At 55.7% G+C, this 25,719-nt stretch carries 17 protein-coding genes; 6 read left to right on the forward strand and 11 right to left on the reverse strand.

What is annotated here, in order from left to right; genetic code table 11:
• Positions 1-14: 14 nt before the first annotated feature.
• From tssM to V1603_RS16915, 5 genes are read right to left on the reverse strand one after another with little or no spacing between them, the layout of a single operon-like run.
• The gene (gene tssM, locus V1603_RS16895; protein ID WP_395312995.1) at positions 15-3,635 is read right to left on the reverse strand and encodes a type VI secretion system membrane subunit TssM; all 3,621 of its coding nucleotides are present in this window, start codon (positions 3,633-3,635) and stop codon (positions 15-17) included.
• 3 nt (positions 3,636-3,638) lie between these two features.
• Positions 3,639-4,877, reverse strand: a complete 1,239-nt coding sequence (locus V1603_RS16900; RefSeq protein WP_166711502.1) for a DotU family type VI secretion system protein — start codon at positions 4,875-4,877, stop codon at positions 3,639-3,641.
• A gap of 17 nt (positions 4,878-4,894) precedes the next feature.
• Positions 4,895-6,238 carry a type VI secretion system baseplate subunit TssK gene (tssK, locus tag V1603_RS16905; RefSeq protein ID WP_116339320.1) on the reverse strand — a complete coding sequence of 448 codons (1,344 nt, stop codon included), beginning with the start codon at positions 6,236-6,238 and terminating at the stop codon, positions 4,895-4,897.
• A 28-nt stretch (positions 6,239-6,266) separates the two neighbouring features.
• Positions 6,267-6,770, reverse strand: coding sequence for a type VI secretion system lipoprotein TssJ (gene tssJ / locus V1603_RS16910; RefSeq protein WP_116339318.1), 504 nt, complete (start codon positions 6,768-6,770; stop codon positions 6,267-6,269).
• A gap of 23 nt (positions 6,771-6,793) precedes the next feature.
• Entirely contained in the window at positions 6,794-7,288 is a 495-nt protein-coding gene (locus tag V1603_RS16915) for an SH3 domain-containing protein (protein ID WP_163329910.1), read from the reverse strand.
• A gap of 979 nt (positions 7,289-8,267) precedes the next feature.
• Here V1603_RS16915 and V1603_RS16920 point away from each other — a divergent pair.
• Both V1603_RS16920 and V1603_RS16925 read left to right on the forward strand, forming a co-directional pair.
• A complete protein-coding gene (locus tag V1603_RS16920) occupies positions 8,268-10,556 on the forward strand; it encodes an FdhF/YdeP family oxidoreductase (RefSeq protein WP_395312996.1) in 2,289 nt (762 codons plus the stop codon).
• Positions 10,557-10,579: 23 nt separating this feature from the next.
• Positions 10,580-11,476 (forward strand): LysR family transcriptional regulator, encoded by an 897-nt coding sequence (locus V1603_RS16925; protein WP_395312997.1) that lies wholly within the window; start codon positions 10,580-10,582, stop codon positions 11,474-11,476.
• Here the strand turns inward: V1603_RS16925 and V1603_RS16930 are convergent.
• Together V1603_RS16930 and V1603_RS16935 are read right to left on the reverse strand one after the other, a co-directional pair.
• Complete coding sequence (locus tag V1603_RS16930) at positions 11,455-12,213, reverse strand: phosphate/phosphite/phosphonate ABC transporter substrate-binding protein (RefSeq protein ID WP_395312998.1); 759 nt, start codon at positions 12,211-12,213, stop codon at positions 11,455-11,457. The genes V1603_RS16925 and V1603_RS16930 overlap by 22 nt on opposite strands.
• A complete protein-coding gene (locus V1603_RS16935; RefSeq protein ID WP_166711512.1) occupies positions 12,206-13,177 on the reverse strand; it encodes a fatty acid desaturase in 972 nt (323 codons plus the stop codon). Before V1603_RS16935 ends, V1603_RS16930 begins: the two co-directional genes overlap by 8 nt.
• Before the next feature lie 148 nt (positions 13,178-13,325).
• On the opposite strand from V1603_RS16935, the gene V1603_RS16940 reads away from it, so the two are divergent.
• Both V1603_RS16940 and gap read left to right on the forward strand, forming a co-directional pair.
• Complete coding sequence (locus V1603_RS16940) at positions 13,326-14,306, forward strand: GlxA family transcriptional regulator (protein ID WP_395312999.1); 981 nt, start codon at positions 13,326-13,328, stop codon at positions 14,304-14,306.
• 78 nt (positions 14,307-14,384) lie between these two features.
• Positions 14,385-15,395, forward strand: coding sequence for a type I glyceraldehyde-3-phosphate dehydrogenase (gene gap, locus V1603_RS16945; RefSeq protein ID WP_166711514.1), 1,011 nt, complete (start codon positions 14,385-14,387; stop codon positions 15,393-15,395).
• A 41-nt stretch (positions 15,396-15,436) separates the two neighbouring features.
• Here gap and V1603_RS16950 read toward each other — a convergent pair whose 3' ends face one another.
• Entirely contained in the window at positions 15,437-16,624 is a 1,188-nt protein-coding gene (locus V1603_RS16950) for an MFS transporter (protein WP_116339302.1), read from the reverse strand.
• A gap of 115 nt (positions 16,625-16,739) precedes the next feature.
• Between V1603_RS16950 and V1603_RS16955 the strand changes: the two genes are divergently transcribed.
• Positions 16,740-17,696, forward strand: a complete 957-nt coding sequence (locus tag V1603_RS16955; RefSeq protein WP_302218043.1) for an AraC family transcriptional regulator — start codon at positions 16,740-16,742, stop codon at positions 17,694-17,696.
• Between the two features lie 14 nt (positions 17,697-17,710).
• Here the strand turns inward: V1603_RS16955 and V1603_RS16960 are convergent, their stop codons facing one another.
• Both V1603_RS16960 and V1603_RS16965 read right to left on the reverse strand, forming a co-directional pair.
• Positions 17,711-19,051, reverse strand: a complete 1,341-nt coding sequence (locus tag V1603_RS16960; RefSeq protein WP_395313000.1) for a carbohydrate porin — start codon at positions 19,049-19,051, stop codon at positions 17,711-17,713.
• A 711-nt stretch (positions 19,052-19,762) separates the two neighbouring features.
• On the reverse strand, positions 19,763-21,550 hold the full coding sequence (locus tag V1603_RS16965) for an LTA synthase family protein (RefSeq protein WP_395313001.1): 1,788 nt from the start codon (positions 21,548-21,550) through the stop codon (positions 19,763-19,765).
• Positions 21,551-21,826: 276 nt separating this feature from the next.
• Between V1603_RS16965 and V1603_RS16970 the strand changes: the two genes are divergently transcribed.
• On the forward strand, positions 21,827-23,512 hold the full coding sequence (locus tag V1603_RS16970; RefSeq protein ID WP_395313002.1) for an alpha,alpha-trehalase: 1,686 nt from the start codon (positions 21,827-21,829) through the stop codon (positions 23,510-23,512).
• Between the two features lie 62 nt (positions 23,513-23,574).
• Here the strand turns inward: V1603_RS16970 and V1603_RS16975 are convergent, their stop codons facing one another.
• Positions 23,575-25,677 (reverse strand): TonB-dependent siderophore receptor, encoded by a 2,103-nt coding sequence (locus V1603_RS16975; protein ID WP_395313003.1) that lies wholly within the window; start codon positions 25,675-25,677, stop codon positions 23,575-23,577.
• Between the last annotated feature and the right edge of the window lie 42 nt (positions 25,678-25,719).

Raw genomic sequence — 25,719 nt, forward strand, 5'->3', positions numbered from 1 at the left:
GGCTGTCCTTGCGGTTATGGGCATGAGAAACGGGGAAGCTGGAACGGGTTGCGAATGCTGTTTGGCGCAAACTCCAGCGTGACCTGATGTCCGTCGACGTTGAAGGTGGCCTGACGGCTCAGGCTACCCGCGCCAGGGCTGGTGCTCGCTTTGTCGAAAAAGCGGTTGAGCGCCCAGGAACCGTTGGTTACCAGCGTCGCCGTGCTGCCGTTAGCCAGCCCCAGCTGCATGCGTACCTGGTTGGTGCCGCCCGGCCCCGGCCAGTTCATGATCTGCACGGCCTGCGGGCCGTGGCTGTAGCGCAGGAGCTGGCCGTCGACGTCCAGCGTCAGGTTCAGAATGGTGTTATCCATTCTCACGGTGCGTACCGTTACCTTGAAAGACGGCGTGGTGGCGCCGTTAGCAAAGAAAGCGTCGCGAATCGACTGGGCCTGCTGGAACGGTCTCAGCAGCCCTTCGCTGCCCGGCAGGGTTTTACCGTCGATGCCCGGCATAAAGCGCCAGTTTGCCTGCGTGGTATCGACTTTGCTGGTCAGGTTGTCGCGAAAGAAGGCATCCATCAGCCCGGTACCGGGGGCAAACATGCGGGCAAGATCGTCCGGGGTGACCTCGGTGCTGGCGCTGCGCACCAGCGGGTAGCGGCCGGCGATTGCCTGACGGCAGAACCCGCCGACTTCAACGTTAATCCGCTTACGCACGTTTTCCAGGTCGCGGCGCTGGGTATCGCTGCTGGCCCCCACCGCCATGTTGCTGAACATGGTTTGCAGTCCGCCCGGCAAACGACCAGCGCTGGCCTGCAGACGGCTGATCGCCTCACCGCCGGGTGCTGGCATACCGTTGTTGGCCGCATCCTGAACCGCGGTCAGGTAACGATAAAGCTCATCCACCTGCTTGAGAAAATCATCAAATACAATCGTCTTCCCGCCCTTCTCCAGCGGCTGCGCCAGCTCAATCATCGGCGCATAGTGGTCGGTCACCAGCTGCTCCGGCGCCTGAGTAATTGCGGCGGCCTGCGTCGGGGCATTGTCATTATTGCTGAACAGCGCTTCCAGCGTGCGGGTGGCGCGGTTGCTCTGCGCCTGCGCTTTACCGGCATCTTCCGGCGCCGGGGTATCGCGGGAGAGCGTCAGAACCTGGCTCAGGTTCTGGACCAGACGACGCAGGGGCGAGTTTGCGCCAGAGAGCAGGCGCGCGGTGTTGATGCGCTGGGAGAGATCGGCGCTGTTATTAAGCTGAATGTCGGCGAGAAAGCGATCCCAGTTCGCGATAAAGTCGCGCATGTAGAGCTGGCGCACGGCATTATCGATCTGCTGTTTATCTTCCTGCGCGGTTGCGGCACCCAGCACCCAGGCGTCGTCCTCATGCAGGGCGGTGGTTACGCTGTCAATCTGGCCGTTAAAGCTTTTCCAGTAACCGTCCGGCGTATAGAGCCCCGGCACGCCTTCGCTTACCGGCTTGCCGCTTTTGCGGGAAAACACCAGCTCGCTCTGCGGGCCGCCCAGATCGGAAAGGGAGACTGGCTTGAGGTTTTCGTCATGTTCCAGCAGGCGCTTCAGGCGACCGTAGACGCGGGTTGAAAGTGGCTGCTGGTTGATCAAAGCCCTTTCGCGTGCCACCAGGGATTCGTCCTGAGCGTACGGCGAGGCCTGAATTTTCGGCTCCAGCAGCTGGGTGAGATGCCATTCGAGCTGCTGCAGCTGCGCCTTCGTGACGTTTTGCGGCAGGTTACGTTGCAGGTTGAGCATCACCCACGAATGCAGGAATTTGCCGTCGTAGTGTTTCGGCTGATACAGCATCTGATAGGCTTTCAGCGCCTCGTAGCTGTACTCCACGTCGCTGCCGTTGTCGTTGCGCAGCCAGGTGGTGATGTGCATAGCAACGGCGGGCAACAGCAGCTGATCCAGCGCCTTCTGGTACAGGGACTGAGAGGCATCGCTGACGTCATCCCCACGGTAAAGCCCCATGCGGCGGGAGACTGGCGGATCGTTGACATCAAACGCGTCACTTTTCGGCAGGTCCACCAGGCCATTCAGCAGCGGGAGCAGATCGAACAGGTCACGCTGCGGCTGGTTCTGCAACGCTTTGCTCTGCTGGTCCAGCAGCGGCACCTTCGCATCCACCTCTTCCAGATAGGCCTTGTTTTTTGCATAGCTGGTCAGCCACAGCCCGCCGAGGATCGCCAGCAGGGCCAGCAGCGCCGCGTAGCCGGACCAGATCACTGCCCGGTTGCGCAGTTCCCACCAGCGGTTTTCGCCGGCAATCCCGGCTTCCTGGAAGATGACGTTTTGCAGCAGGTTCTTGATGAAGAAGCTCTGGCCCTTCGCGCCGGGGATAGGCGCTTCTTTGCTTACCGAATCCCAGTTATCGTTCTCTCCCCCTTCCGGCAGGGAGAGCGCGCGGTTCAGTTCGCCCATTACGCGGTCGAACGGCATGCCTTCCTGGGTACCGCTGGCGAAGTAGATCCCGCGCGGCGAGAACTCGGTTTCGAAGTTGGAGCGGGCGAAGACCGTGCTGAGGTAATCCGCCAGCAGTGGACGCAGCGCGGCGAACTCCTGCGGGAAGAGATACGCTTCGGCACGGGTTTTCGCATCATGCTCTTTGAGCATGGTTTCCGGCAGCCCGGCATCAAGGCGCTGCTGTAACAAAGAAAACTCCTGCTGGAAGTTACCCATCAGGTCGTAATCGGCGTGTTTGGTTTGCTCCCACGGCAGCGTGAAGCCCCAGATCTGGTCTCGCTGCGCTTTGTCGTAGTCGGCAAACCACGCGCGGAAGCCTTTAAGCAGGTCGGCCTTGGTCACCATCACGTACACCGGGAAACGGATACCCAGCTGTTCATGCAGCTCGGACAGACGCTGGCGCAGATTCACCGCCTGCTGGCGGGACGCCTCGGCGGACTGGGTCAGCAGGTCCGAAATGCTGATCGTGACGATGACGCCGTTGATCGGTTGGCGGCGACGGTACTTGCGCAGTAGCCCCATGAACTGCAGCCATTCACCGGCGTCCTGCACCTGTTCGCTTTCCTGAGTGGTATAGCGACCCGCGGTATCCAGCAGCACGGCCTCGTTGGTGAACCACCAGTCGCAGTTGCGCGTGCCGCCGATGCCCCGCAGCGCGGTTTTACCGAAGCGGTCGGCCAGCGGGAACTGCAGCCCGGAATTAACCAGCGCCGTGGTTTTACCGGAACCCGGCGCGCCGATAATGACGTACCACGGCAGCTGGTAGAGATATTGCGTGCTGAAGCGCTGCGTCCACTGGGCACCCTGTCCCGCTTTGCTGAAGTGCGCTTTTTTCAGCATCTGCGCGGCTTCATCAAAACGGCTGGCGAGGATCTGCTCCTCGCTGTTCAGGCGCTGCTGCGGATCCGCCGCCTCCGGGCTGGTGGTGTTCTCGTTGAGCTTGTCCATCAGCTTGCGGTTCAGCCAGGCGTTATAAAGACGCGGCAGAATATGGCCCTGAGCCCACAGCAGGTAGACCACGGCAATACTGATGATGCGGTTCTGCTCGGATTCGAGCGGTCGGGTGTCCACGATGGACAACAGCGGACCTATCATCCAAATCACCGCCGCCAGCGCCGTGACGCCGAGGAAGCTCCACAGAATGCGGTTAGTCAGTATGGAAAGAAGAGTCGTCAGCATTCCTTAGTTTCCTTGCGGCAATCCGTTCAGCTCGGCCTGAGTGTTTTCAGGCGACACCAGCAGAGTAATTTCCACACGGCGGTTACGGGCGCGGTTTTCCGGGGTCGTGTTCGGCGCCACCGGGTTAATCTCGCCCCGCCCTTCCGCCTTCACGCGGCCAGGCTGAGAGAGGCTTCCCTGCAGCATTTTCTGTACGGAGCGCGCGCGTTCCAGTGAGAGCTCGTAGTTAGAGGCAAAGCGTGCGCTGCGGATCGGCACGTTATCGCTGTAGCCCACCACCAGAATTTTGCCGCTGACGTTATTCATCGCCTGCGCAATGCGGTTGATGACCGGTTCATAGCGGTCGCGCACGACGGTAGAGGCGGAGGCAAACAGCCCGTCGCCCTTCAGGATCACGACGCTGCGATCCGCTTCGTCTTTCACCGCCACCAGGCCCGCCTCAATTTCAGGCTTCAGGAAGCCGCGCAGGTTCAGCACAGCGGGCAGCTGACGCGCCGGCTGCTGGATGGTGGTTTCCGGCAGCTGGGACTGGTAAATCTTCGCCAGCACCGGGTTGGTGCTGTCGCCAAGACGCCAGTTAAGCACGATATAAAACAGGCAGGCGATAAACCCGGCCAGCGCCACGCAGGCCCACAGGGGAACCATCGGCCGCCACAGCTTGCGCAGCACCGGACGATCTTCCGGATGAGGAGAAAGCGGCGGCGGATAGCTACCGCGCACGCCGCGGATCATCTGCCACAGCCGCTGCTTGATGGTTTCAAGCTGGGTACGACCATTGTCCAGTACCCGGTAGCGCCCCTCGAAGCCCAGCAGCAGACAGTAGTTGATCATCTCCAGCAGCAGAATATGCTCGCGCGGGTTCTGCGACAGGCGCGCCAGCAGCTGGAAGAACTTCTCCCCGCCCCAGGTTTCGTTATGGAACGTCACCAGCAGGCCATTGCTGGACCAGACGCCGCTGCTGCCCCAGGGGGTAAGCGCGGCGGCCTCGTCCAGCGCCGTACACAGGCAGTAGCGCGCCCCGACGATCACTTCGTAGGGCAGCCCCGCCTGCTGGCAGCGGACTTCAAAACGGCGAATCTCATCGATCAGGCGCTGGCGTAACGCCACCTGATCGTCATGTGATACCGAATGACGGATCTGCGGAATCGCGTTGAGCAGCGGATTGGCGGCCGCCACCAGCTGATTGTTGCTACTGGCTCCGGTAAACGCGGCATCACTGCCGCTATCCTGTCGTTCCTGCATATTAAGCGCTCGCTTTATTATTCTGTCGGGCTACGGATGGCCCAAAACTCCATATCCAGCCCCGGGAACTCCCCTGCAAGGTGCAGGGCGAATGCGCCGGACTTATCCATCTCGTGCCACAGCTCGCTGCCCTTCTCCAGCTCAAAGTAGCTGTAGCCGGCATGCCACGGGATCTGCGGTGGCGCGACCGGCATGGCGCGCAGCATAATGCCCGGCAGCTGTAGCTGAACCAGATCGCGAATTTTCGAGACCGGTGCGACCTTCATCTGCGCCGGGAAATGGGTCTGCAGGTGTTCGCCCGGCACGTTGGCTTTTACCGCCAGCACGAAGCCAAACTCACGCACCATGCTGGTTTCAGGCACCGTGGCAATGTTCAGGCCATGGGAGCGCTCGTTAAGCGGCAGCTGAATCGCGTGGTCTTCCATTACCAGCGACAGCCCCTGACGCAGCATCAGCATCAGCTTGCTGAAGCAGTTCGCCAGATCGTCGTGATCGTAAATCGGCAGCACGCTCTCGGTTGTACGCTGCGACGTCCAGGTGGCGAGCTCGGTGGCAAACGGCAGCCAGCTGCGCCAGAGCGTTTCCGGGTGCAGCAGCGGCAGCGTTTTCAAATGTGAAACCTCGCCCAGATGACGGTTCACCAGCGACAGCAGCGTAAATTCAATCAGTTCAGAGGTGTTAAAGCGGCCAGGCTGGCGCAGGCGGCCGCCAATCTGCTGGCTGCGCTGCACCAGCAAGCCGTGCAGATCGTTAATCATGCTGTAGATCTGCGGGCTGTTGTTGGCGTTCAGCATCGGCGGGATGTAGCTGTTATCGAGCCGCACGTGGTTGTCGTTGCGTTTTTCAGTCACAAACGCCACGCCGATGGCGGTCCATTCTGCCGTGAGGTCTTTTTCCAGCATCAGGGTCAGACGCAGGCGGCCAAACTGTACGGTAGCATCCCCTACCGACATGGCGTTATCGTCTTCCACCTCCTGCTCAAACGCGACGAAGCGCGCCAGCGAGGCCGGCTCTTCGCTGAAGATCACCTCTTCCCGCTCGCCACGACGAACCGGCAGCGCAAGCACCACCTTTTCGTTGGTGAGGTTGTCAGGAATTTTTAGCGGCGCGGGACCGTTGCGTCCGTTGCGCACCTGGAAAAAGGTGCCGTCCGGCAGTAACCCGCTGCAGTAGCTCAGGGCAATGCAGCCCTGGCGAAGCATTGCTTCGTCCAGCTCTACGTCGAGAAAGCCCCAGAGATAAGAACGCTGCAGCGCACCCCACTCACGAACATGGTTGAGCAGATAACTTTCAGTCCGCTGAAAATGGTGTGGACGCAGGAACATGCCTTCGGTCCAGACGACCTTTTCTGCTTTGGTCATGATGATGTGTTTCCTGTTGTGAAGCGCGTTACTGGCTGATGACCCGAATGCCGTTTACGTCGAGAAAAACGTTGGCCTGGAGTTCATCCGCGGACCATTTCCAGAACTGGTAGATATGATTTTCGCCTGGCACAGGCAGCGGGAGTGAAACGCGCCATTTTTTACCGTCCAGCTTCTGATATTCCGCCATCACGCCGATATAGCGCGCCTCGGGATCGCTCTGACCGCTGAGGGTTTTGGACAGCTGTCCCGGCATCAGGAAGAAAACATCGCTGTTCAGCAGATTCGCGCCAAGCGTTGCTGACGCGTTGTTCTGCAGGGAATAGAAGTCGCTGGACATGAAATCCGCATCGGATTTCAACAACAGCACCCGGACTTTAAGTGGCGCAGAATCATTGATTTGTGGATGAGCCTGAAACTGCAGATTGTAGCGGGAAGGGTCGCTGTGTGAAGACGACGTACAACCACTGACAAGGGCGAAAAACGCCGCGTAAAAGACTAACCACAGCCGATGAAACTTTTTATTATTCATAAAAATACGCCCACGAAAGCCGTTTAGTTCAGGATCCAGGTACCGTTAGCGCTGTCTTTGCAGGCTTTGCTGTTGCCATCCACATCGACGCAGGTCGCCTTTTTACGCGCCTTAGGACGAATGGCCTGTTTACGAACGGTCGCTTCGTACTGGTCGGCTTTGATAACGGCACGCATCGGGACGTAGCCAATCAGTTGGTCGTTCCCCTCGTCGGCGAGCGCCATCCAGTAGTGTTCAACCTGCCCCAGCACCACATAAGTTTTGCCGGTATCCAGCGTACGGATAACCTTTCCGCCAAAATCAGGACGGCTCATCAGGGAGGCCGGGTACATGGCGCGATAAGGCTCGTTAAGCGGGGTGAATTCCGTTGGCGGCACCACGGCGTGACGGTGAGTCAGGGTGACGCCGTTGACCTGGCTGGTCACAATCGTGTCGTCGGTGATTGCCGGTTTCTGTGGCGCTTTACAGCCCGCCACCGCCATTACAAACAGAAGTGAAAACAGTACGCGCATTTTCATATGCTTTTCCGTAGCGATATTTTGATGATGGAGATAAGGGGATGAAATTTGACTTAGGTGCTATTGTTAAAATAGTCAGGATAATTTCGGGGTGTTACTAATTTTAAGGCATAGCTACCGCACGAGCCCTTCAGAATTAGGCCCAGCGTCTTCCTGACATATTTTGACAAACGGTAAACAAGTTTACATGAGCTTGCCTGCAATTCAATATTTCCTGCCTGACAAGTGGTGCTTAAAGAAGCACATGAATGATTATAGGATTAATCTGAGAAAAAAATATGATTTAAGCGCGACCCTCTATTTCACCTGCCAGACAACAAGTTATCCAATTGATATTTAAAGATTAACCACAAAAAAGAATTACTTTCATTACCGCAGTCACTCTATTATTGCTACTACCATAACTAGTAGAATTTGGCTTTTTGTGAGGTGAAGAAAATATATCAAGTATGAATTATTTGTTGCATTAGCCATGTAACATTAATTACTGGAAGGGGTAAGATGAATATATGAAGCTTATTCAGCAGGGTTGAAAAAAGTTAATTTTGCACTTCAAAATAAGTTTCTCTTTTAGCCACTACTTTTTCCCCGTTATTATCACCTGGATATTATAACAATTAAGCGTTGCTACACCATTTATGATGTTTCCCTCGATGAAATTGTGAAGCATTCCCTTTTCTGTTCGGATTCGCTTTGCTGCAAACCACGCAACCTTCATTTGAAATTTCACCCTGACTACATCATCGCCCCGCTACCGCCATCGCTCAGACTGAACACATGATAGATATAATTTATTATTAAAATGATAAAATTTCGTTATAATTTCTTTAAATAGTTACACATGAACCGCTTTAACCCATTGTTATAAATATGATTGCAGGCAAGAGCTATAACTCGATCGCATGGGTTCACCTTTATGCCAGTCATTGTTTTTGCTTATTACCCAGCCGTTGCGCGACCAAACACGTCAGGAGTATGTATGAACACGAAAAGACGCTCAGTTCCCGGTATCAGACACTATGATGGTCCTGCCGGCGGCTGGGGCGCGTTAAAAGCGACGGCCATTGCGGTACGGACTCAAATGGATACCTTTGAAGCCCCCGCTACGCTGCTGCGCACCAACCAGCCTGACGGTTTTGACTGCCCGGGCTGCGCGTGGCCCGATAAAGAACACAAATCAACGTTCCAGTTCTGTGAAAACGGCGCCAAGGCGGTGACATGGGAAGCAACCAGCAAGCGCGTGACGCCCGCGTTTCTGGCGGAAAACAGCGTCTCCTCGCTGCTGGCAAAATCGGACTTTGAGCTGGAGGGTTACGGGCGTCTGACACATCCCCTGCGCTATGACCGGACTAGCGATACCTTCCGGCCCGTCGACTGGGACGAGGCGTTTCAACGTATCGGGGAAATCTTGCGCGGGCTCGAACCGGACCAGGTCGAGTTCTATACCTCCGGACGTGCCTCCAACGAAGCGGCGTATCTGTTCCAGCTGTTCGCCCGGGAGTACGGCACCAATAACTTCCCGGACTGTTCGAATATGTGTCACGAGGCCACCAGCGTCGGCTTGCCTCGCTCCATCGGGATTGGGAAAGGTACCGTCTCGCTGGACGACTTCGACAAGACCGAGCTGGTGATCTCCATCGGCCATAACCCCGGCACGAACCATCCGCGAATGATGGGGACCCTTCATGAGCTGGCCCGTCGCAACGTGCCGATTATCGTCTTCAACCCGCTGCGCGAGCGCGCCCTCGAACGTTTTGCGGATCCGCAAAGCGTGATTGAAATGGCAACCTATAGCTCTACGGATATCGCCTCAACCTACTTCCAGGTGAAGGCCGGGGGCGATGCTGCCGCGCTGAAAGGTATTGCTAAACATCTTCTTGAAATGGAGGCCGAACGCGGTAACGTGCTCGATCGTGCCTTTATAGCAGAACACACCCAGGGCCTTGACGACTTTGCTGCCGATATCACGCAGACCCGCTGGGATGACATCGAGCGCGAGTCCGGGCTCAGCCAGGCAGCGCTCAAAAAGGTGGCCGAGGCCTATGCAAAATCAAACGCCACCATCATTACTTATGGAATGGGGATTACCCAGCACAATAAAGGCACGGCCAACGTCCGCCTGATTGCTGACGTGCTGCTCCTGCGCGGGAATATCGGCAAGCCCGGCGCGGGGATCTGCCCCCTGCGCGGCCACTCAAACGTTCAGGGGAACCGCACCGTCGGGATTAGCGAGAAGCCCACCCCCGCCTTCCTGACGCGTTTGAAAGAGGTGTTTGGCTTTGAGCCCCCTTCCCGTCACGGGCATGATGCGGTGCAGGCGACGCAGGCCATGATCGACGGTCGCGCAAAAGCGCTCATTTGCCTCGGCGGGAACTTTGCCGTTGCGATGCCCGATCACGAACGGGGTTTTCCGGCGATGGGTAACCTGGATTTGAGCGTGCACGTTGGCACCAAGCTCAACCGTACCCATCTGCTGGTGGGCAAAGAGACCTTTATTTTCCCGTGCCTCGGCCGCACCGAGCTGGATATGCAGGCCACCGGCCGTCAGTCCATTACCGTTGAAGACTCCATGTCGATGGTGCACGCCTCCTCCGGCAAGCTAAAACCCGCCTCGCCGTTACTCCGCTCAGAGCCCGCCATCGTGGCAGGCCTTGCGAAAGCCACGCTGCCGAAAACCCGTGTAGACTGGACGACGCTGGTCGAGGATTACGACCGCATCCGCGATCTGATTGAGCAGACCATCCCGGGCTTCGAGAACTACAATGCGCGGATCCGCGTTCCCGGCGGCTTCCGCATGCCGCTGCCGCCGACGCAGCGTATCTGGCCGACCGCGACGGGCAAAGCGATGTTTTCGGTATTCGACGGCGTACACGAGAACGCCAGCGGCGAAGGCGAGCATGTTCTGCGCCTGATTACGCTGCGCAGCCACGATCAGTACAACACCACCATTTATGCCCTGGACGACCGCTACCGCGGCGTGTTTGGCCGCCGCGACGTGCTGTTTATGAACGAAGAGGATATGGCGCAGTCAGGGCTGGAACACGGCGATCGCGTGGATATTGAAACCGCCCTGCCCGGCAGCGCTCAGCGTCTGGAGGATATTACCGTGGTGGCGTACAACATCGCCCAGGGCTCCGTCGGGGCCTATTACCCGGAAGCCAACGTGCTGGTGCCGCTCGATTATCTCGATAAGGACAGCGGCACGCCGTCGTATAAATCGGTTCCGGTCCGCATTACCCTGCGCTCGAAAGAGATCCGCATGCTGTAAGGCTTCACGCGCAGAGAAGAGTGATGGACATTAAACAGTTAAAATATTTACTCGCGCTCGACGAAACCCGCCATTTTGGTAAAGCGGCCTCGCGGTGCAATATCACCCAGCCGACCCTCTCCATGCGCATCCGCAGCCTGGAAGAGGAGCTCGGGCTGGTGCTGATTGTGCGCGGACAGCGCTTTGAAGGGTTTACACCGGAGGGTGAACGTATTCTGGCGTGGGCGCGCGCGCTGCTCGCCGCGCACGACGGATTGCAGGCGGAAGCCGCGCTGTGCAAAGGTCAGGTGGTGGGGGAATTACGTCTGGGGATGGTGCCGTTGGCGAGCGTGGATCCGATGATCTTTATCCGCCAGCTGACGCAAAAGTACCCGGAGCTGACCTACAGCCTCTATTCTATGTCTTCGGCGCAGATTGCGGACGGCGTCAGCCGCAACCAGCTGGAACTGGGGATTTGCTATCTCAACAGCATCGACACCAGCCTGTTTGATATTATCCAGCTTCCTGAAACGAAGATGGGCCTGCTGCACGATACCCGTCATTTCCAGTTGGACCAGACGCCGCTCACCTGGCGCGACCTGACGGATTTTCCGCTGGGGTTCCTGACCAAAGGGATGCACTACCGGGCGCACATGGAGGCCAGCTTTAAATCAGCCGGCATCGAACCCAGGTCCGTTTTCGAGAGTGATTCAACATACCAGATCATTCAGGCGGTTCAGAGCGGCGTGTGCTGCGCCGTGATGCCGCTGAACAACGGGCTTGAGGAACTGAACAACAATTTCGGGATCGCCCCCATCGCCGATGCCAACGTTGAGGCCCCCGTCGGCCTGATTATGCGCAGGCAGAAGCCCGTCTCCTCGCTGGCGCTGCGCTGTTTTACCGACGCACAGGCGATTTTTCACACGGTCAATGCGGCGTAAGCCTGGCGCGTCACCACGCTAAAACCGCCGATCAGAACCGCGGCACAAACCTCCCGGTATTCCGGCGCGCTCACCAGCTCGCGTAGCGCATCGCGAATGGCACTGAGCGTTTCGGTGGACGTGCGTTGCGACGTGATTAATGGCAGCCCAGGCGTAAGCGGGGTACGGTCGATCGCCGCCAGCCCCGCAAGCCGTTCCGGCTCATGACGCTTCAGCAGCGCCCAGGTCACGCAGTCGATGGCGGCGATATCGCTCTTCCCGCGCTGGACGTCAATCAGGGACTGACGGTGGCTGCCACTGAAGGACGTTTGTGAGAAAAATGGCCCGTCAACAATCAGGGGAGCCACCTTTTTTCGCAGTGCGTTATAGCCGGACTGCGAGTCTACCGAATTACAGACCGCCCGACGTCCGCGAAAATCCGCCAGCGTGAGATGCCTATCAGCCTCGCGCGCCACCAGAAAGCTGCGGTACAGGCTCCATTCGCAGCCCTCCGCGGTGTAGTGAAAACAGCCCACCACCTGTACCTCCGGGAGCTGCGTGACCAGCGGGTAGCCGCACGTCTGGCTGAGGGTAAGCTCAGGCTGCCGCCAGTGGGTCAGCAGGTCAGACTCCGGCCAGCCGGGAACAGGATCGACGGGCACATCCCGTGCGGCCAGCAGACGCTGCACCGCCAGCCAGAGCGCGCGGGTGTCGGCGCGATCCACGGCGTACATGGGAAGCGCCAGCAGGTTACTCATACCTCTCCTCCTGTTGTTTTCCGGGATGTACAGTGACCTCCACAGGCCGGGTCCAGAACTGGCGTAGCCAGTCACCGTAGCCCCTGACTACAAAGCCGTGGTTACGCTGCCGGTACGCCTCCCGATTTTGCCGGTAGATCGTCGGTAACCCGTACCAGGGAACGCCCGGTAAATCGTGGTGAATGGAATGGTAGTTGAGATTCAAAAACAGCACCCGCCAGAACAGCCCGGCCTCGTTAATGACCGATCGCGCGAGCGGATCGTCCGCCGCCCGATGTTCGTAAAACGACCGGACCTTGGTCAGCGCCAGCGCCGGATAGCTTACCGCCAGCACAAACCAGACGGGTGAAAAGCCGTGATGCGCCATCCACGCGAAAAGCGCCGCCAGCAGCAGAGCGTGAACCAGCCACATCGCCATTGCCCGCGGCTGACGATGACGAAACGCCGTCACGGCGCTGCCCAGCGACTGAAGGATATCCAGTAGCGGCGCCAGTGCCAGCCGCCCGAAAAAGGTATTCCGGGCGCGGATCGCGCGTTTCTGCCACGGCGAAAAACGTGCCCAGCTCTCGTCGGTAAAATAGTACGACTCCGGGTCATCCACCGGATCGGTCAGGCTATGGTGCCGATGATGCGCAAGATGGGAATCCCGGTACAGGCCGTACGGATACCAGACCGCCAGCGGGAGCGTGCCCAGCAGCTGGTTAAGCCAGGCGAAACGGGTGGGATGTCCGTGGATCAGCTCATGCTGCAGCGACATGTACCAGGCGGTAAACCCGATGAGCAGCAGCGTGGCGGGCAGCAGGCCCAGCGTTTGCCAGAACGCCAGCGTGGCAAACCAGCCGGCATAAATAGTGACGATCAACAGCCACGTGGGCAGTTCGCTTCGCCATATAAAACCCGATGCGAGATGGCGGATTTGTTCGCGTTGTTGCGGATGTAAATAGAGGGAGCTTCGTTGACTCATTCCTTCAGACGCCGTTTCGCCAGAGACAGTGCCCTGACGATCGGGGATAACGCCTGAAATAACAAAGAACTTAAATCGCTTTGCTTTGCCAGAAATGTGGGGGCACGCGCCGCTTGACTTATTTTGTGGTAAAGGTACTTTTCAGGACATGAAGAAAATTTTAATTATCGTTCCCGACAGTGGCATGCTGTTTGAAGCCGCCGGTATCGCCGACATTCTGATGCAGGCCAACCGGCTGCATCCGGAAGGGCTTTCCCGGCCCCGCTACCGTATTATCATCGCCACCACGCAGCCTCACCAGGTGATCCACGGCCAGTCCGGTCTGAACCTGCTGGCGGACTATCGTCTGCCGGAGCTGGATCCGCGCGAACCGCTGGACACCATTATCATCACCGGACGCGGGATGAACGAGCAGGAAAGCACGGCGGTGGTGGACTGGCTGCACCTCGCTGCGCCGCATGCCCGGCGGGTAGCCTCTATCTGCGGCGGCGCGATGCTGCTGGCTCAGACCGGCCTTCTGGACGGTCGTCGCGCCACCACCCACTGGCGGCTGCTGGAGACAATGCAAGCCCGGTATCCGTCTATCCATGTCGAAGGGGGCCCGCTGTACATTCAGGATGGTCCCATCTGGACCTCCGGCGGCGTCAGTTCCGGGTTCGACCTGACCCTCGCGCTGGTGGAGGACGACTACGGATTTACCCTCGCCCGCGACGTGGCGCAGGATATGGTGATGTACCTGCGACGTCCCGGCGGACAGCTGCAGTTTAGCCGCTATAGCCTGCAGCAGCCTGGCACATCGGGGCCCATAAGCGAGCTGCAAACCTGGATCCTGCAGAACCTCACCGCTGACCTGTGCGTGGAAAATCTGGCCGAAAAGGTGGCGATGAGCCCGCGCAATTTTACCCGGGTATTTACCCGCGACGCGGGCGTCTCGCCTGCCCGCTACGTGACCGAAGCGCGACTGGCTGCCGCCCGGCAGCTGCTTGAGCAGACTCATGATCCCCTTGATCGCGTTGCCGAGCAAAGCGGGTTTGGCACCAGCATTAATTTGCGCCGCATCTTTGAGAAGCAGCTTCACCTCACGCCCGGCGAGTACCGCCAGCGATTCCACTGCCGCAAGATGGCGTAATCTGATCCTTTTTTGTCATTTACGCCAACCAGCCCGACGCCTACAGTGACTCCAGACAACAGAGATAAGGAGTGCACCATGGTTAAGGTCGGTATTAACGGTTTCGGCCGTATCGGACGTAATTTCCTGCGCGCGGCGCTGGGTAACCCGGCTCTTCAGATTGTGGCCATTAACGATCTGACGGACAGTAAAACCCTCGCCCATTTGCTGAAACATGATTCCCTTCTGGGCAAACTGCCCGCGCCCGTTGAAGCGGCTGACGGCGCGCTGCAGGTGGACGGTCAGCGGATCACGGTGTTTAGCGAGCGCGATCCGGCAAATATCCCGTGGCGCGATGTCGGCGTTGACGTGGTGATAGAGGCCACCGGCTTCTTTACCGAGCGGGAAAAAGCAGCGGTGCACGTCACGCACGGTGGTGCAAAGCGCGTCATCATCTCCGCGCCCGGCAAGAATGACGATCTGACGGTTGTGATGGGGGTGAACCACGATCGCTACGACCCGGCTCAACATGTGGTCGTCAGTAACGGGAGCTGCACCACGAACGGCCTGGCGCCGGCGGCTCAGGTGCTGCATCAACAGTTCGGGATTGAGCATGGTCTGATGAACACGACGCACGCCTACACCAACAGCCAGGCGCTGCACGACCAGCCGGAGAAAGATCTGCGCGGCGCGCGCGCGGCGGCGCTGTCGATTGTGCCTTACTCCAGCGGCGCGGCGAAAGCGCTGGGCAAAGTCATTCCCTCACTGGACGGCAAACTCACCGGGTACTCTCTGCGCGTGCCGGTTCCGGTGGTGTCGATTGTGGATCTAACGGTAACGCTCAGCCGGAACGTAACCGCCGAAGAGGTGAATGACGCGTTCCGTAACGCGGCAGCCAGCGGGCCGCTGAAAGACATTCTGGGCTATAGCGATGAACCGCTGGTCTCCAGCGACTATCAGGGCGACCCGCGCTCCTCCATTATCGACGGGCTTTCCACGCTGGTGATTGGCGGGAACATGGTGAAGATCCTGGCGTGGTATGACAACGAGTGGGGCTTCTCTAACCGCCTGGTGGATCTGGCGGTGTGGATGGATAAGAAAGGGCTGTAAGCCTGGGGCCGGGTGGCGCAAGCGCTCACCCGGCAAATAAATTACTCCGCTTTGACCTTCACGCCCATCAACACAACCACCATCGCCGTCACCAGCAGCAACCCGCTTCCGGCGAATACTCCGCTGGCACCGTTAAGGTCAAATACCGCTCCGCCCACGGCCGCACCGGCACTGATTGCCAGCTGAATTGAGGCCACCAGCAGCCCTCCTGCACTTTCGGCTTCATCCGGAACGGTGGTAGCAAGCCAGGTTGACCAGCCTACCGGAACCAGACCAAACGCAAAGCCCCACAGCGCCACCAGGAACCCGTCCAGCATCGCCAGATGGCCAAACGCCACCATCGCCAGCGCCAGTATGCCCATGGCGAAAGGCACCAGCGCCAGCGTCAGGCGCAGATTACGTGCCAGCAGGTGCCCGGCAACGGAAGTGCCGACAAAGTTCGCCAGCCCAAAGCCCAGCAGGATCAGTGAAATGGTCTCAACGTTCGCCTGCCCCACCGTTTCCAGGAACGGGCGCAGGTAGGTAAAGAAGGCGAAATGGCCGCTGAAGATCAGAATAGTGGCCAGCATGCCGCCGATCATCCCCGGACGACGCAGCACGCGGAACAACGTGCTCAGGCTACCGCTGCTCTCCGGCTTCATGGACGGCAGTACCCAGATCTGCCACAGCAGCGCCAGCATGCTCGGCAGAATGCAGAGCACAAAGACGTTGCGCCAGCCAATCAGGCTGCCCAGATAGCTCCCCAGCGGGGCCGCAACCACGGTGGCAATCGACACGCTGGAAAAGATCACCGCCAGCGCTTTCGGCACCTTATCCGCCGGAACCAGACGCATCGTCGTGGCCGTCGACATCGCCCAGAACCCACCGATGGCGACCCCTAACAGCAGGCGCCCCATCAGGAGGACGTGCAGCGTGGGCGCAAAGGCCACCAGCAGGCTGGAGATGATTTGCAGCACGGAGAAAAACATCAATACCCAGCGACGGTCGATATTTTTGGTCGCCGGGGCGATCAGCAGGCCGGTGACCAGCGCCACCAGCGCGGTGGCTGTGACGGCCTGCCCGGCCATGCCCTCACTGACGCCCAGGCTCGCGGCCATCGGCGTCAGCAAACTGGCCGGCAGGAACTCTGCCGTTATCAAACCAAACACGCCCAGCCCCAGTGAATAGACGGCCCGCCAGGCGGGTCTGGCAGGCGCAACGGCCTCTCTCGCCGCGACACATGAATTCATCTGTTATTCTCCCGTTATAAAAATGTGACAACTGTCGCAAAAGCATAGAGGGTTCACCGTGGACGATCTATGACATATAATCTCCACTTATTGATTATTCGTCCGGAGTTGCGCCATGACCGTACAGTCCCCCGATTTGATCAGCGAACTTTTACGCGGCATGCGCCTGTCGGGCGTGAAATACCGGCGGATTGAAGCCAGCGCGCCGTTTGGCGTGGCGTTCCACCAGGCACCCGGTAAGGCGCAGTTCCATTTTGTGAGCCACGGAAGTGCCCTGCTCCGAATGGACAGCGGCGCAACGTTTGAACTGAGCAGCGGCGACGCGCTGTTTATTCCTGGCGGTAATTCTCATGCCCTGCTCTCTGACGCGCAGGCAGCCATTACCCCGGTGAACGCCTTTCCCAGCGAGCCTATCTGCGGCTCGGTCTGTGCGATTACCTGCGAGCCCTGTCCGGAGAACGAGAACACCATCATCTTTAGCGGGTGTATGGATTTTGAGCTCGGCGGGATGCAGCCGCTGATTAAAGCAATGCCGGAAGTGATGATGGTCAGTCGGCTGATGTCCACCTGGCCGGAAATCCATCCGCTGCTGGCGGCCATGGAGCGCGAGTCAATGACACGACAGGTCGGGTTTGCCGGGATCCTCGCCCGGCTGGCTGACGTGGTGGCGGCGCTGATCGTCCGCGGCTGGGTTGAGGCTGGTTGCGGGAAAGCCACCGGCTGGGTGCAGGTCTTACGCGACCCGCGGCTGAGCAGGGCCATTTACGCCATGCACCAGCAGCCTGGCCTGAACTGGAGCGTGGCGGAACTGGCAAAAGAAGCGGGCACCTCCCGCTCCGTGTTTGCCGAACGGTTTCTGGCCGCGACGGGGACCACCCCGGCAAAGTATCTCAGCGAACTGAGAATGCGACTGGCGATTCAGTACATTCGCCACGAAAACCAGCCGATTGAAACGGTCGCACTCAGGCTGGGTTACGGATCGCTGGCAGCGTTTAGCCGGGCCTTTAAGCGCATCATTGGCCATGCGCCGGGCACGCTGCGGGAAGCCAGCCAGACCCCGGAAGAGGTCTGACCGGCAGGCTGGCATCAGAAATAGTATTTAAAGCGCACGCGGCCACCGTAGCGGTCGTCGTTTTTATTATCACCCTCTTTCGGGGAAGCGTTGACCCAGGAGGCATACGCGCCCAGATAGATGTTGAAGTTTTTCATCTTCATGACGTTCGGGATCAGGTACGACGTATGGATGGTATGAATGTCATACTCGCCCGGGTCAGAGATCCAGCAGTCGTTCTCACACTCTGCGTCAAACGTCGAGGTATTGAATTCGTCGATTTCGTTATGGGCGTAGATATAACCCAGCTCAAAATTATGCCAGAGGGCATTGATGCCTGAGGTAAAGTCGGTTTCGCCCGTCGCGTCCAGGTAAGCCGTGTTGAGGTTTATAACCACCCCGTCCTGCGGATCGGTTTTGAGCCCGTCCCAGGTCATAGTAAACCCGTAGCCGGTACGGTCGGATTGATCGACCCAGCGCCCTGCGTCGTCGCGATAGCCGTATGCGTTGTTCACCAGGTTGGTCTCCATGGCGACCGCGGTGGAAAACGGCCCGTCCTGCCACGAGATGACCGGGCGCACGTAGGCCACATTTTTATCGTTCTCAAGTTCTGCGCCGTGATAACGCTGGTCGACATACAAATCGCTGCCGTCTTTAAACAGGGTATTCAGCTCAAAATACCAGTTATCCAGCGTCTTGCTCATCAGGAAGTTGCCCCCGCTGTCGGTTCGCCCGCGGCCCTCTTTCAGCATATAGATATAACCGTAGCCATCGCTGTAGAGATCGTCTGCGGTATTTCCTGAGTATTCCACAAAGGTATCCTGATTGAGCGGGAACATATCGTACGCTTCGAAGCGTCCGACTTTAATTTCCCAGTCGTTCTCAGAACCAAAGAAGAATACCGCATCATCGAGGTACATTTTCCCGACGAGATCGCCGAGGGGCTGAACAGAAAATCCGGCAAAATTGCCGTTTTCCATTTTACGATAACCATCAAAGCCTAATAAAATACGTCCGTTAATATCCCAGCGTTCTTTATCTCCTGGTGCCCAGTCGCTATTAGCGCTTTGCCTAACAGAAGTCAGACTGCCGGTCTTACTCGCGGCATCCATATTAAACTCGACGTCGCCATAAAATTTAATATCACCATACCCTGAAAGCGTCAGCTTTGGCGGTTCGGCTTTGCTCACCGGCTCTTCCGACCGCACAACAACGGCGGATGCTGCCTGCGCGGCGGCCGCCTGCTGCTGTTTAAGCGCCTGAATTTGCGCTTCCAGTTGCGCCAACTTTTCTTCCACGTTCGTCGCGGGTTGTGCCGCGAAAAGCGCGCCGGAATAGAATGCACTTATCAGTATTACCGTTTTTTTTAATTTCATAGAATCCATCCTGATTATAAAAGTGAATACACAAATATTGAGCATCGCCATTTCGACCAAATACCCACTGGGGTGCTATTATGTTTTTTGATAAGTGAATTATGAATTTTAACTTGTGTGATCGGTACAGAGAGAATTTTTCGCGAGGAAGAGAAGAAAGGCAATCCACTTCACACTCTTATTTCATTAATCGCATCAATATTATAACGTGACATATATAATTAATTAGAACATATTTCTTTAATTCTTTATTGAAGGCAATAACACCACAGGCGAAATGCAACATGTTTTACCGTTTTCTGACTTCTATTCCTATCAGATCTGAAGCCTCCGAAGGCCATACATTCAACTGTGCTACTTCTCGACCACCCAGCAGTGGACCTTAAAGGTCCACTGCTCTAGTGGTATCTGATTCCTCTTAACAGAATTTGTAAAATCGTTCATTTCAACGACTCTGTAGAGGTGTTTTCGCCAGCCCGCTTCGTAGTCTTTGTAGGGGCAGATGTAGAGTTTTACTACCGACTTTGCCCGCCTGAAGAACACCCACTGTATCCGCTGTCATTGATTTAATCATACAACTTTTAATCAACGTTCATGGACTGTTAAAGCCGTCCGGATGTTACAGGGATACTATCTTTTCTGCCATTTGCCGCCTGTAGTGTTTTTATCATAAAATAGCATATTGAATTTTTATTTGAACATTAAACATCATTATTCACCGTCTTCGAATAAAGCCATTGAATATATCCATGATGGCATTAAATTGATTTTATTCTCATATGACTCATTTTTGTTATAACATTGATTTTTAATATTGTAACTGAAACTTGGTAGTCCGGAATCAAGTAAGTATTTATCTATTAGAGAGGATACACAAAAATATGGTTGATGGTTAGCCGCCACCGCTAATTCTTCTAAATTCTCATCGTTTCCTGCTGCTACAAAAACAGGCACATCTCCATATTCGGTCGGATTTATATCCCATTTAAATATAAAATCGTCGTCGCGATCGCCTGTTTTGCTGAAAAGATTAGCAGGAAGAACATTCCTGTTCATAAAAAATTTATTCAACGCTGGTTTATGATCACCATAAAGAACAATAACAGCATTAGGATCTATTTCACGAACTTCTTTAGAGAAATCAACGAAGCGACTAACTGCTTGTTTCAACTCGTACGTATATACATACTCTCCTGAATCTTTCTCATGAGGATAAGGGCCATGTGTGGACATAGTAATTAAGTTCATGAAAATATCTTTCCCATCAGCATGTTTTAAATGTTCAATTGCTGACTGATAAAGAAGGTAATCATCGGGTTGCCATTGCCATTCTTTCCTGCTTGCGGCAATTGGATCAGGTAATTTTATATTAGACATTTCATAGAGACCATCAAATTGCTCAAAGCCAAACTTCTTATACACAATATTTCTATGCCAAAATTCTTTTAAATAATTGTGCGCAGCATAGGTTATAAACCCCTTTTCTTTTAAAACACTTGCAATGGAGTCTGAATGCGATTTAAACTGTGATGCATATTCTTGATAAATTATGCCAGATAAAACTCTCGAATTACTTGGTAGTCCTGTAAGCATTTCAAATTCAACATTTGCAGTACCTCCACCATAAACTGGAGACGTCGCGCGAAAAGTAACAAAACCTTCATTTAATATAGGAGTTATGATTTCTTTGAAATTTGTATTGTCATAGCAGCATGACTCACAGAGCACATATATAATAGTTTTATGTTTTGGCAATTTTTTACTACCCGCTTGCTTTTCAAGATCGTAATTCTCTTTGTTATTTTTGTTAGCTAAAGGTGCAGATTTGCGTGAACCAGTCATCACAATATGCATTGGTAAACCATTGTCTCGGAGGTTTTCTGGCCAATTCCATGATTTATAAGTGACATTCATTTCCTTGGCTAATAAAATCATCCCCCTCGAGAGAATATTTGCCTCTCCAAAAAGAGCGCTGAAATGAGTATAAAATGTGAATGGCAGCATCATAATAAAACTAACAGCGAGTAACAATTTATTTGTCTTTGTTGTGTAAAACACTTTGCTTAAAATGAATAAAAACACACAAAAAGATATTACCAAAAAAAGCAAAAACATTGGCCATGGCGTAAGATAATGGCTTGCAATAGACATGTTAGAACGCGAAATTAAGTCATTCCAGGAAAGCACCTCACCAGTGAGTGATAGCTTGACGTTACTTATATACTCCAATAATTTAAATGTTACAAAAACAATATAAGCTGAGATTAATGAAGGCAGTTTTATTAAACGAAGTGAGATATATGCTAAAGGTAACGGACTGGCAATCCATATATAGTGAATTAAGTAATATAGATAGTTCGGCAAAGATGCTGAATCATTAATGCCTGCAAATGCTATTACAAAGAAAACAATAACAAAAGTGATATCCAGGAATGAGGATTTTACTTTTTTTGAATAATTAGTTAAAGAAAGAGATTTAGTATTGACAGGTAAGTTCATTTTTTGAACCTTAAAGTTAATAATCCTCATCGTATCATGAAATTGCAAAAAATCTAAGCGTTTATTATCTATCAGGACAGTCTCATAAAGGAATAATTTTTTAAATTTCGTTTTCAGAACAAACTCCTTCCATCCAGTAAAGCCTGACGAAGCGGTAAATTGTCTGGTTCTGCGCAAAATGGGATATTCAACACGCGAAGCGGGCGATATTCGTCTAAGGTTTTCAGGTGATTGATAACAGCGGTCACGCTGCTCAGGAATACAGGAGACGAACCGATGATAAGACCCCGTACTTTACGCCCTGCCCTTTTGCACCTCGCGCTGGGAGGCGCGCTACTCGGTGTGGCAACGATGGGCTATGCCGACGAAAAGCCAGCCTATCAGAAAAATTCACCCGATATTTTGCTTGGCCCTCTGTTTAATGACGTGCAGAGTGCCAAACTGTTTCCCGATCAGAAAACCTTCGCTGATGCCGTTCCCAAAAGCGACCCGCTGAAGATTCTGGCGGATTATCGGATGCAGCACACCCAGACAAGTTTTGACCTGCGCCACTTTGTGGAGATGAACTTCACGCTGCCTGAGGAAGGTGAAAAATATGTGCCGCCTGCGGGACAAAGTTTACGTGAACACATTGACGACCTCTGGCCTGTACTGACGCGCACCACGGATAAAGCCAGCAACAAATGGGATTCCCTGCTGCCGTTACCGAAGCCTTACGTGGTGCCCGGCGGGCGCTTCCGCGAGGTCTACTACTGGGACAGCTATTTCACCATGCTGGGCCTGGCGGAGAGCGGCCACTGGGACAAAATCAGCGATATGGTGGATAACTTCGCCTGGGAAATTGATACCTTCGGCCATATCCCCAATGGCAACCGCAGCTACTACCTGAGCCGCTCCCAGCCGCCGTTCTTCTCATTGATGGTTGAGCTGCTGGCGACCCACGACGACGATGCACTGAAGAAATATCGTCCGCAGATGGAGAAAGAGTACGCCTACTGGATGGAGGGCGTAGAGAGCCTTCAGCCTGGGCAAACTAGCCAGCGCGTGGTGAAGCTGGATGACGGTTCGGTCCTCAACCGCTACTGGGACGATCGCGATACCCCGCGCCCGGAGTCCTGGCTTGACGATATCACCACGGCGAAGAGTAATCCTAACCGCCCCGCCACGGAGATCTACCGCGATTTGCGCTCCGCAGCCGCCTCTGGCTGGGACTTTAGCTCCCGCTGGATGGACGATCCGCAAAAGCTCGGCACCATCCGCACCACCAGCATTGTGCCCGTCGATCTCAACGCCCTGATGTTTAAAATGGAAAAATTGCTTGCGCGAGCGAGCCAGGAGGCAGGGGACAGCGCGGCGGCGAGTAAATATGAAGCGCTGGCAACCGCACGTCAGAAATCCATTGAGCGCCATCTGTGGAATGATAAAGAGGGCTGGTACGCCGATTACGATCTCAAGAGCAATAAGGTGCGCAACCAGCTCACGGCAGCGGCCCTCTTCCCACTTTACGTGAAGGCGGCGGCGCAGGATCGTGCCGATAAAGTCGCCGCGGCCACCTCCGCGCGCCTGTTGAAACCGGGCGGTATTACCACCACTACCATCAACAGCGGCCAGCAGTGGGATGCGCCAAACGGCTGGGCGCCGCTACAGTGGGTGGCAACGGAAGGGTTGCAGAACTATGGGCAGAACAAGGTGGCGATGGACGTAACCTGGCGCTTCCTGAAGAACGTTCAGCATACTTACGACCGCGAGAAGAAGCTGGTGGAGAAGTATGATGTCTCTTCTACCGGTACCGGCGGTGGCGGTGGAGAGTACCCGCTGCAGGATGGGTTCGGCTGGAGCAACGGCGTGACGCTGAAAATGCTGGATCTGGTTTGTCCTAAAGAGAAACCGTGCGACAGCGTGCCGGAAAATCAGCCTGCGGCGAACGATGAGGCTGCGCCGGTGAAAGCTGCGGCGCAGTAAGGGTATTGCCGGGTGGAGGCTTCGCCTTACCCGGCCTACATTTTGAACTCACAGGGCGTTACTTAGAAACTGTAACTCGCCCCTAGCTGATACGTCCTGTCACGCCCAATCCAGCAGTTGGTCGCGTCATAGCAGGTCAACGTCTCTTTATTGGTGATGTTCTGCGTGCTGGCTTTAAGCGTTAGCCCTGCCAGCGAAGGCAGAATTTCGCCCATCCGGTACGAGGCCGCCAGATCGTACTGCGTAGTGCCCCCGAGTTTACCCGCATCGTTTGCCGGAGAGATTTCCATCGGCCCGGTGTAGCGTGCGCCCGCTCCCAGCATCAGTCCTTTCAGCGGCGTGTTCTCAAAGGTGTAATCACCCCAGAGGTTGAAGGCATTCTCCGGGACCTGCGTTGGACGTTTACCTTTGTACTTGTCATCTTCCCGGTTGATCGCGTGGGTGTACGCATAGTTGGCAATCAGCGTCAGGTTATCCGTCGGACGGCTGATGGCGGAGAGCTCCGCGCCTTTGGATTCCACTTCACCAGTCTGACGGTAGTTCAGGAAGCCCGGATCGGAGGTGACAACGTTTTTCTGCCGGATGTTAAACACCGAGGCGGTAAACGTCGTGGCGTACTCGGCCAGCAGATATTTTACCCCGCCTTCCACCTGCTTGCTGGTGGTTGGCTTGACGTCTTTCGCCACGAGCGTTCCCTGCGGCGACACCGGTGCAAAACCTTCTGAATAGCTGATAAACGGCGAAATACCGTTATCGAATGCGTAAAGCGCACCCAGGCGTTTGGTGACGCGATCCTGCGATACCCAGGCCTTATCGCCGTTTTGCAGGTAATCGGTGGTGACGGAGCGGTAATCGTCGTAGCGCAGGCTGCCCAGCAGATTTAAGCCGCCAAATTCCACCTGATCCTGCAGGTAGTACCCGTTCTGCTGATAGCTGAGGCGGTTTTTCTGGGCGGTGTAGAGTCCCAGCGCGCTTTCATGGATTTGCGAATAGTCAGGATTACGCATATCCATGCCCGGCGTGGCGGACGCGTAACGGTAGTGGAAATGGGAATTCAGCCTTTGATAGTCAAACCCGGCCAGCAGATGGTGTTTCCAGTCGCCCAGCGCAACGGTTTTGGTCACCTGGTTATCAATGTTGAAGCTCTTAAGATCTTCATCGGTGGTATAGGCAAAGCGGTTAAGCTGATAGACCTCACTCCCCGTTCCCGTCGCGTAGACGCTGTTCTGGTGGGTATCGACGTCGAAATAGCGCGCTTTCTGGCTAAAGCCCCAGCCGCTGTCGAACTCGTGTTCGAAGCTGTAGCCCAGCATCCACTGGCGCTGCTTAAACCCGCTCCACTCATCGCCGGCGTAATCCCGGCGATCGGCATATTTCGAGCGCAAATAAGCGAGCGGCAGCGGGTTCGACGGCGTCAGGCTCGGGGAGTTTTGCGCCAGCGCATCCAGCGTGAGGCGGGTTTTGCTGTCGGGTTGCCAGGTGACGGACGGGGCGACCAGGTAATTTTCATAGCGGCTGGTGTGCGGCTGATCTTCATTCTCCGTCGCCTTACCCAGCAGACGGTAATTCCAGTCGCTGTCAGCTATTTGTCCGGTCGAATCGAGGTAGCCTTCTTTCAGATTACGGTTCCCGGTGTTAAAACCGACCTCGGTTCGGGCTTCCCGCTGCGGCTTTTTACTTTGAATATTTACCAGCCCGCCCGGCGAAGCGCCGCCGTAAAGCACCGATGAAGGCCCTTTCAGGATATCGACGCTGTCTATTAACAACGGATCGATGCGCGCCTTGGTGTTGCCGGTGACGTTATAGGGCAACTGCAGCCCGTTGTAGAACTCCTGGTCAACGGTAAAGCCACGAATTTTGTATTCGCTCATATAGGAGGTGTTACCCCTCACCTCGGTCGAGACGCCGGGAGCATAGCGCAGGATTTCGTTCACGGAGTTCGCGTGACGCTTTTCAATTTCAGGCGCCGAGAGCGTGTTGATGACCTGCGGCGTTTTACTTTCGGCAACGGCCGACTTTGTGGCGCTGTTCGTCCAGGCCGGCAGTGCGCTGCCCTGCTCTGAGCCCGTGACGACAATGGTGGATTCTTCGGCGAAAGCCTGGACCTGCAGTGCCAGCGTGACGGCACCCGCCAGGGCGCATAACGTAAAACGTGAGGAGTTCATAATGTCGTCTTGTTGTTAGATGCAATACGGAACGACAATTAT

It is taken from the genome of Enterobacter sp. ECC-219 (assembly GCF_043966805.1).
Taxonomy (GTDB): Bacteria; Pseudomonadota; Gammaproteobacteria; order Enterobacterales; family Enterobacteriaceae; genus Enterobacter; species Enterobacter cloacae_N.